At 66.3% G+C, this 9,203-nt stretch carries 7 protein-coding genes; all 7 read left to right on the top strand.

Annotated elements, in window-relative coordinates:
• A partial coding sequence (locus VEW47_08775) for an AraC family transcriptional regulator (protein HYS05273.1) occupies nucleotides 1-219 on the top strand: 219 nt, incomplete at its 5' end.
• Between the two features lie 187 nt (nucleotides 220-406).
• A complete protein-coding gene (locus tag VEW47_08770) occupies nucleotides 407-1,708 on the top strand; it encodes a hypothetical protein (protein ID HYS05272.1) in 1,302 nt (433 codons plus the stop codon).
• 11 nt (nucleotides 1,709-1,719) lie between these two features.
• Nucleotides 1,720-2,469 (top strand): c-type cytochrome, encoded by a 750-nt coding sequence (locus VEW47_08765; protein ID HYS05271.1) that lies wholly within the window; start codon nucleotides 1,720-1,722, stop codon nucleotides 2,467-2,469.
• Between the two features lie 182 nt (nucleotides 2,470-2,651).
• On the top strand, nucleotides 2,652-3,812 hold the full coding sequence (locus VEW47_08760; GenBank protein HYS05270.1) for an efflux RND transporter periplasmic adaptor subunit: 1,161 nt from the start codon (nucleotides 2,652-2,654) through the stop codon (nucleotides 3,810-3,812).
• The gene (locus tag VEW47_08755) at nucleotides 3,809-6,964 is read left to right on the top strand and encodes a multidrug efflux RND transporter permease subunit (protein ID HYS05269.1); all 3,156 of its coding nucleotides are present in this window, start codon (nucleotides 3,809-3,811) and stop codon (nucleotides 6,962-6,964) included. Before VEW47_08760 ends, VEW47_08755 begins: the two co-directional genes overlap by 4 nt.
• Nucleotides 6,965-6,967: 3 nt before the next feature.
• Nucleotides 6,968-8,371 carry an efflux transporter outer membrane subunit gene (locus tag VEW47_08750; protein ID HYS05268.1) on the top strand — a complete coding sequence of 468 codons (1,404 nt, stop codon included), beginning with the start codon at nucleotides 6,968-6,970 and terminating at the stop codon, nucleotides 8,369-8,371.
• Between the two features lie 392 nt (nucleotides 8,372-8,763).
• On the top strand, nucleotides 8,764-9,203 hold a 440-nt coding region (locus VEW47_08745), incomplete at its 3' end, for a hypothetical protein (protein ID HYS05267.1).

Here is a 9,203-nt window from a genome sequence, read left to right as displayed (position 1 = left end):
TTTGGCCGGGCCTTCAAGGTGTCCATGGGCATTTCGCCACACAAGTGGCAGTTGAACCTCCGAATCGAACGAGCACAGGACCTTCTAAGGGAGGGCGCTTCATCGCTCGCCGAAATCTCCCTGGCCACCGGCTTCACCGAGCAGAGTCACTTTTCGCGAGTCTTCAAGGAAGTCGTCGGTGTCCCGCCCGGCACCTGGCAACGTCGACATCACTTCTAGGCAGGACTCATGGTGAATGGCCGGCATCTCATCTCGATCCTGTCCGCCGATTTTCGACAACGAACCGCACGATTCGTCAATACCTGCGCGACGACCTCTCTTCAATATGACCGACGTTTTTCGAGATCTACTTCGTCGGTGAGTGAGACGATCCATTCCGGGGCTGACACGCAAGAGGAGGTGCCTCGTGGAGATGCTCCCGAAGCTCGCTGGCCGTCGGCTGATCGTCGGTGCTCTCTTCCTGATCGGCTTCCTGCTCGCGACGGGTCGGGCAGAGGCGGTGCCGGCGTTCGCCCGCAAGTACGGCATGGCGTGCACCGGGTGCCACGAGGCCTGGCCCGTGCTGAACAACGTCGGCCGGGAGTTCAGGGACAACGGGTACCGGTTCGGGCTCGGCCGGGACAACCTGATCACGACACACCCGAGCTACTTCCCGCTCTCGCTCATTGCCAAGCCGCACTATGAGTACTTGAAGAAGACGCATCAGAATACCGACCAGGGGATGACCGACCTCAAGAGCGGCGACGTCACGTGGGGCTCCGCCAGTCTGTTCATGGGAGGGGCCCTGACCGACCGGGTGTCGTTTGCAACCTATCTCGTGGACGTCCCGAACCTGTCTCCATTCATTCCCGAGCTGTGGGTCCGATTCAACAACCTCCTGGACACGTCCTGGCTCAACTTCAAGCTGGGAGACTCCGAGCCCGACACGCCCCACTCGGCGATTCGCTCCTGGAGTCTCTCTGGCGTGGGCTTTCTCATCTACGGCTATCACGCGCCGGGGTCGGCGTCGCTCATCAACCTGGGGTTCGAGAAAAGAGGGATCGAATACTTCGGCCACGATCGCGGCGGTCGCAACCGGGTCGCCGTCTCGGTCTTCAGCCAGCAGGGCGGAGCCGAGAGCGCCTTCGACAGCCCGGGTGCGTACCTGCACGCCACGCACGAATGGGTTCCGGACAGCGACCGGGTATCGGCGGTCCAGGTCGGCGTCTTCGGCCTGTACAGCCGGCTGCCGACCAGCTTCAAGACTCTGAGCGGCCTTCCTGTTTCCGGAACCGGGAGCGACCTCAGGGCCTCCTCGAAGTACGGTGTCGAAGGTCATCTCTGGCTGGGACCGCTGGCCAAGCCCCTGCACATCGTGCTGGTCGCCGCACGCGGGGCGGACGACAGGGATCTCATTCCGGGCGCGAGCCGCGACGGCACGTTCAGCGGAGGGTTCCTGGAGTTCGGCTATTCGGCCACCCTTTCGACGCTGGCATTCGCGCGCGTCGACGCGATCCGGAATCGGCAACAGGCGGATCCCAGCAAGGAGAAGACCTTCGACGATCAGGACGCCTACACGGTCGGGATCCGGCACACGGTGGAGTCCACCTACCGCGCCGAGTATGCCCTGCAGGCGGAGTACTCGACACAGCAGATCAAGGGAACGGCGGTCGGAGGCCTCGACGAGCGTGTCGACAGGATCTTTCTCGGCGTCGACGTCGCGTTTTGAGAGGAGGATCAATGAGACAGCTCGGTTCGGTGGCGACTCTGCTCCTCCTGGCGGTTACGGTCGCACCTCTCCGGGCCGAAACGAGGTCCGGGGATCCGCAGCATGGGAAGGTGGTCTATCAGCGCTACTGCCTTTCCTGTCACGGCAAGAACGGAGACGGCGCCGGGGATGCCGCCGACCAATTGACTCCCAGGCCGCGGGACTTCCGGCAGGGAACGTTCAAATGGCGTTCGACGGCAACCGGGTCCCTGCCCACCGTCGAAGACATCGACCGCACCCTCCAGAAGGGAGTCTATGGGACGGTGATGCCGTCCTGGTTCGTCATCGGGCCGCGCGCCAGAAGAGACGTTATCGCGTACATTCAGCTCTTCAGCCCGAGGTGGGGGAAAGAACCTCCTTCGGCGCCGCTCATGATCCCCGCCGAGCCGCCGCGCAGCGCCGATGCGGTCAAGCGGGGGGCGGCACAGTACGAGAATCTCGGGTGCGCGAGTTGCCATGGCGAGACCGGACGGGGAGACGGCACGGCAGCGAAAGATCTCAAGGACGATTGGGGCAACTCCATCTCTCCGACGAATTTCACGATCGGGCATTACAAGTCGGGCGATACGGCCGCCGATCTGTATCGGGTCTTGATGACCGGGCTGAATGGAACGCCCATGCCTTCGTTCGCCGACAATCTGAAGCCCGAGGAGACCTGGGACCTCGTTGACTACCTTCTCAGCCTGGCCCCGAAGCCCGAGCGGCACGCATCGGCACGGTAATCCTCCGGTCGCATCGCCTGATCGGCTCGACCTCCCTGTTCCCATCAGGGGGGAGCTTCGGATCGAGGTTGACGGAATGGCCCTCTCCGGGCCTAGAATGCTCGCTCAATCGCCCATGGCTACGGCGACCACGAGGGAGGCGCTCGGTGGCGGCGCGCCGCCTGCGCAGCCGCTGAGGGAAAATGATGACGCTTAGCCGTCGCTCGCACCTCGCCGCCGACGTCGCGCTGGTCCTGGCGGGCCTTCTGATCGCACCCGCCTGCGCAGGCAATCAGGCACCGCCGGTTCCGCCGCCCGAGGTCCTCGTCGTTCCGGTCGTGCAGAAGGACGTGCCGGTCGTGGGCGAGTGGATCGGCACACTCGACGGGTCGGTGAACGCGGAGATCCGGCCGAAGGTCGAGGGGTACCTTCTCCGGCAGTTCTACAAGGAGGGACAGTTCGTCCGGCGTAACGATCCTCTCTTCAAGATCGATCCGCGTCAGTTCCAGGCGGCCCTGGAGCAGGCGCGCGGCACGCTCGCCCGGGCGGAGGCGCAGCTCGCGAAGGCCACGAAGGACGTGGAGCGCTTCACGCCGCTGGCCGCCGAGCAGGCGATCAGCCAGCAGGAGCTGGACAACGCGCTGGCGGCCGAGAGCGATGGGCGAGGAGGGCTTGCGGCGGCGAAGGCGGCGGTGGATCAGGCGGCGCTCAACCTCGGCTGGACGAGCGTCACGTCTCCTATCGAGGGGATCGTCGGCATCGCAAAGACCCAGGTCGGCGACCTCGTCAACACGCAGACGGTCATGACCACCGTTTCGACCGTCGATCCGATCCGGGTGACGTTCGGAATCTCCGAGCGCGAGTACATGGACCGCGCCGTGCGCATCAACCGCACGAACTACGCGACGACGGAGCGCGGTCCTGCCCTGGAGCTGATCCTCGAGGACGGGAGCACCTTCCCCGAGCCGGGGAAGGCGGTCCTCGTGGACCGGGAAGTGAACGTGAAAACGGGCACGCTCACCATCAAGGGATTCTTCCCGAATCCGCACAACATCCTCCGGCCCGGACAGTACGCCCGCGTCCGCGCGGAGCTGGACGTCCGGCCGGGCGCGCTCGTCGTTCCACAGCGCGCCGTGACGGAACTGCAGGGCGGGGCGCGCGTCACCGTGGTGGGCGCGGATGGAAAGGTGGAGATTCGCGCCGTCGAGCTGGGCCCGCGCACCGGCGATCTGTGGGTCGTCGAGAAGGGAGTGAAGGCGGGCGAGAACGTCATCGTCTCCGGGCTGCAATTCCTGAAGCCGGGCATGCCGGTCACGGCGAAGCCGGCACCCACCAGGAGCCCCACGCCGAGTGCGAGCCCATGACGCGGTTCTTCGTCGACCGGCCGATCGTCGCGATCGTCATCGCGATCCTGACCGTGATCCTGGGTCTGGTGTCCATGATCGGCCTGCCGATCGCGCAGTACCCGTCCATCATTCCGCCCGTCATCCAGATCCAGACCACGTACACGGGCGCCGACGCGCTGACGATCGAGCAGTCGGTGGCCACGCCGCTCGAGCAGCAGATGAACGGCGTGGACAAGATGCTCTACCTCCAGTCCACGAACGCGAGCGACGGCACGATGACTCTGTCGGTCACGTTCGACGTGGAGACCGAGGTCAACATCGACCAGGTGAACGCGCAGAACCGGGTGGCGCAGGCCCAGCCGAACCTCCCGGCGGACGTGAACCAGTATGGCCTCACCTACCGGAGCACTGTCGGTCTCCCGCTCCTGGTCTTTGCGATCTACTCTCCCAAGGGCAGCTACGACTCGATCTTCCTGGGCAACTACGCGGTCATCAACGTCAACGACGCCCTGTACCGGGTCAACGGAGTGGGCCAGGTCGTCAACTTCGGTATCGCCGAGTACGCGATGCGGATCTGGGTCAAGCCGGACAAGCTCGCGAAGCTGGGTCTGACCGTCCCCGATCTGTTGAGGGCCGTGCAGCAGCAGAGCACGGTCAACCCCTCGGGCCGCATCGGGGCGGAGCCGGCGCCGCCCGGACAGGAGCTCACCTACACCGTGCGATCGCAAGGGCGGCTGATCACGGCCGAGGAGTTCGGCAACGTGGTCGTCCGACTCACGCCCGACGGGTCGGCGGTGCGGCTCAAGGACGTCGCGCGGATCGAGCTCGGCGCCGTGACCTACAACCAGTCCTCGCGCTTCAACGGCCGTCCGAGCGCCCTGGTCGCGGTGTTCCAGGCTCCCGGCGCCAACGCCCTCGCCGTGGCGGATGGGGCCAAGAAGACGATGCGCGAGCTCCAGGCCCGTTTCCCGGGCGACATGGAGTACGCGGTGAGCCTCGACACCACGCTTCCGGTCACGGAGGGCATCAAGGAGATCGTCATCACCATCGTGGTGGCGACGCTCCTCGTGATCGCGGTCGTCTTCGTGTTCCTCCAGAACTGGCGCGCCACGCTCATCCCGCTCATCGCGGTGCCGGTGTCGCTCGTGGGGCCGTTTGCGTGTTTCCCCTTCCTCGGGTTCTCGATCAACACGCTCTCGCTCTTTGCGCTCGTCCTGGCCATCGGTCTGGTCGTGGACGACGCGATCGTAGTCGTGGAAGCGGTCGAACACCACATCGAGGGAGGGCTCTCGCCGCGCGACGCCACGCTCAAGGCCATGTCCGAGGTCTCGGGCCCGGTGGTCGGGATCGCCCTGGTCCTGTCCGCCGTCTTCATCCCGATAGCACTCATTGGAGGGATTCAGGGACGGCTCAACCAGCAGTTCGCGGTCACGATCGCGATCGCCGTCGTGATCTCCGCCTTCAATGCGCTGAGCCTCTCGCCCGCGCTCTGCGCCCTCCTGCTGCGGCCGCGACGGGAGTCCCGCGGGCCGCTCGGACGCTTCTTCGGCGCGTTCAACCGCGGCTTCACGCGGGCGACGCAGGGGTACGTGCGCCTGTCCCACGGACTCGTCCGCAAGACGGCGTTGAGCCTCGCGATCCTGGCCGGCTTCGCCGTCCTCGCCGGCGGCCTCGGGCGGCTCCTGCCGACAGGGTTCATCGCAGATGAGGATCAGGGCTTTCTCCTCATGAACGTGCAGCTCCCCGACGCAGCCTCACTGCAGCGGACGGACGAGGTGACCCGGAAGATCGAGGGCATGCTCAAGGAGACCAAAGGCGTGCGGAGCTCGGTCACCATCAACGGCTTCAGCCTCCTCACGCGCACGTCGGCCTCGTACACCGCGTTCTTCTTCGTGCCGCTCGATCCGTGGGACGAAAGGCGCGCCCCGGGCCTTTCCTCCGCGGAGCTCCTCGCCTCGCTCAATCGCGCGCTCCATGCGCAGGTTCCCGAGGCCATCGCGTTCGCGTTCGCGCCCCCCGCGATTCCGGGCATCGGCAATGCCGGCGGGTTCTCGTTCTGGCTGCAGGATCGAAGCGGCGGGAGCATCGAGCTCCTGAATGACAGTCTCCAGAAGTTCCTGGAGGCGGCGCGGAAGCGTCCCGAGCTTGCCGGCGTCAACTCCACGTTCCGCGCGGGCGTCCCTCAAGTCTACGCCGACGTCGAGCGCGACAAGGTGCTCAAGCAGGGCGTCGCGGTGGCCGACGTCTACTTGACGCTGCAGGCCTTCCTCGGGGGCGTCTACGTGAACCAGTTCAACCGCTTCGGCCGCCAATGGCGCGTCTTCCTGCAGTCGGAGGCCGAGGATCGCGTGGTCCCGGAGGACATCGGCCGCTTCTACGTCCGCAACAACGACGGGGACATGCTCCCGCTCTCGACCGTCGTCACGTCGCGGCGGAGCTTCGGGCCCGAGTACACGCAGCGCTTCAACCTGTTCCGCGCCGCCCAGATCACCGGCCAGCCCGCGCCCGGCTACAGCTCGGGGCAGGCCATGGCCGCCCTCGAGGAGGTGGCGCACGAAGTGCTGCCCGCGGAGATGGGCTACGACTGGGCCGACCTTTCCTTCCAGGAGCGGCGGGCCGCGGGCCGCGCCGCCACGGTGTTCGGACTCTCCTTCGGCTTCGTGTTCCTCATCCTGGCCGCCCTCTACGAGAGCTGGTCGCTCCCCTTGAGCGTGCTATTGTCGGTGCCCGTTGCGGTCGTCGGCGCTTTCCTCGGCCTCTATGGCCGAGGGCTCGCGCTCGACGTGTACGGACAGATCGGCCTCGTGATGCTGATCGGGTTGGCGGCCAAGAACGCCATCCTGATCGTGGAGTTCGCGAAGGACGCCTTCGAACGCGGAGAGTCCCTGGTGGACGCAGCCCTCCAGGGTGCACGGCTTCGCCTGCGTCCCATCCTGATGACGTCGTTCGCGTTCATCCTCGGCTGCCTGCCGCTGTGGACCGCGCGCGGTGCGGGGGCGGCCGGCCGCCGCATCCTGGGCACGACCGTCATCTCGGGGATGCTCGCCGCGACCGGGATCGCGGTCTTCCTCATCCCGGTCCTGTTCGTCGCCGTCCAGCGCCTGTCCGGCGCCGAGCGAAGGCACGCGACGACGCCGCCGGATGCGCCCCCGGCGCCCGCGAAGGCCTAGGGCATGGGACGCCGCGCGCGACGGTCTGCCGCGACGGTCTTGCTCGGCCTCGCGCTCGCCGGCTGCGCTATCGGCCCGAACTACAAGCGTCCATCACTGCCGGTGCCCGAGCGCTTCTACGCCGACGAGCGCGCCGCCGAAGCGCGCTCGCTCGCCGACGTCCCCTGGTGGGATATCTTCGACGATCCGATCCTGAAGGGTCTCATCGAAGAAGCGATCCGCAACGGCTTCGACGCTCGGCTCGCCGCCGCCCGGGTGCAGGAGGCGCGGGCCCGGTTCGGCATCGCCCGCTCACAGTCATTTCCAACCGTCGATTACGAGGTCGGATGGCAGCGCGCGCGCCCCGACCAGATCATCAACCCTTCCGGGGAGACGCAGACCCATTGGACGGTGGACGCCGGGTTCTCCTGGGAGCTGGATCTGTGGGGGCGCATCCGCCGACTGAACGAGGCGGCCCTCGCCGCATACCTCGCGACGGAGGAGGGGCGCCGCGGCGTCCTCCTGTCGCTCGTTTCGGACGTGGCCATCGCCTACATCGACCTGCGCGAGCTCGATCGCGAGCTCGAGATCGCCAAGAGCACGACCACCGCCTTCCAGGGCACCTACGACCTGTTCAACCGCCGGCTCGAGGGCGGAGCGGCCTCCGCCCTGGAAACGGCGCGCGCCGAGGCGTCGCTGGCGCAGGTCGCCGCGCAGATCCCCGAGATCGAGCGCGCGATCGTGGCCCTGGAGACCCGGATCAATTTCCTGCTCGGCCGGAACCCGCAACCGATTCCGCGCGAGGGGCCGCTCACCGCGCTCCCGCCGGAGGTCCCCGCCGGGTTGCCCTCGACGCTGCTGGAGCGGCGGCCCGACGTCCGGCAGGCAGAGCAGGTCCTGATCGCGGCGAACGCCGGCGTCGGCGCGGCCAAGGCCGACTTCTTCCCGCGACTGAGCCTCACCGGCTTCTTCGGCAACGTCAGCCCGGAGCTCCACGACGTCTTCTCGCAGGGCAAGACCTGGAGTCTCGGCGCCGATCTGCTCGGCCCGATCTTCCAGGGCGGACGGATCAAGCGCAGCTACGAGGCGGCGCAGGCGCGGTGGCAGCAAGCGCGGATCGAGTACGAAGGGGCCGCCGCCAACGCGTTCGGCGAGGTCTCACGAGCCCTCGCGGATCGGACGAAGCTCGTCGAGACCGAGCGGCAGCGCGCGCGCACCGTGGCCGCGTACCAGGAGGCCGTGCGCCTGGCGAGTGTACGGTATGCCTCGGGCCTCTCGGCCTATTTCGAGGTGCTCGAGGCCCAGCAGCAGCTGTTTCCCGCCGAGATCGGCCTTGCGCAGACTCGCCGCGACCAGCTCGTGGCGGTGGTGAACCTCTATCGAGCGCTCGGGGGCGGATGGCAGGCGGAAGAGAGGGCAGGGCAGTGACCGCAGACGCGGCGCCCATGGGCGCCGCGCCATGAGCGATCCGCTGAAGTACCTCGCCCGAAACGGGTACTCGGTCACATTGGGCAGGTAGCTCTCAAAGCAAAGGTCAGGACAGCGACGATTCGATTCTACGAACGCCGCGTCCACCGCAAACACCCGGCGTAGCGGGTCCGCCCAGGCATAGCGGCGCCGTGCGCGGCCGCTGCGATGATGGGTCCGCCTCTCTTAGGTTTTCTCCGCCTTCCGCCTCGCCGCTTCCAAGGGATCACCCATGACGCAGCCACCGGCACTGGTAAAACTTGACCAGCACCCAGCCACCCCCAAGCCGGCATGCCCATCTGATAAACTCCACCAGGTGATCTGTCCGGAGATCTCTCCGCCACGGAGCCTCTATGGCCGACTCCAAGAAATTCCTCTACCTGCCTTTGGCTCTGGCTGCCGCACTTCTGTGGTTGCAATTCTCCATCCGCCCGCCGCAGCTCAAAACGGGCTTGGATTTCTATTGGGCTGCTTATTGGGCATCGCACTACGGACCCGATTTCTGCCGGCGTTCGCTTTTGGGCACTCTGTTGTCACCGTTGGGTGAAATAGCCAGTCAGTATGACTTCATTGCCGTGCTGGCCTGGGCGGCGATGCTTGTTTTCTGGTTTCGCCTGACAGTGCCTGTAATTCGCTTCCTGCGTCCCTTGAATCTGCTGTTTCAATGCCTTTTTGTAACGGCAATCCTACTGTCACCGGCCTGGACCGCATTGTTGATAGAGATTGTGGGCGATCCGCTGCAAGTGGTATTCGCCGTGTTTCTCCTTCTGCTGGCCGATTTCATCCGCCGCGA

It is taken from the genome of Candidatus Dormiibacterota bacterium (genome assembly GCA_035635555.1).
Classification (GTDB): domain Bacteria; phylum Acidobacteriota; class Polarisedimenticolia; order Gp22-AA2; family Gp22-AA2; genus Gp22-AA3.
The sequence above is the reverse complement of the archived record's forward strand: the minus strand, read 5'-3'. Positions and strand labels throughout refer to the sequence as shown.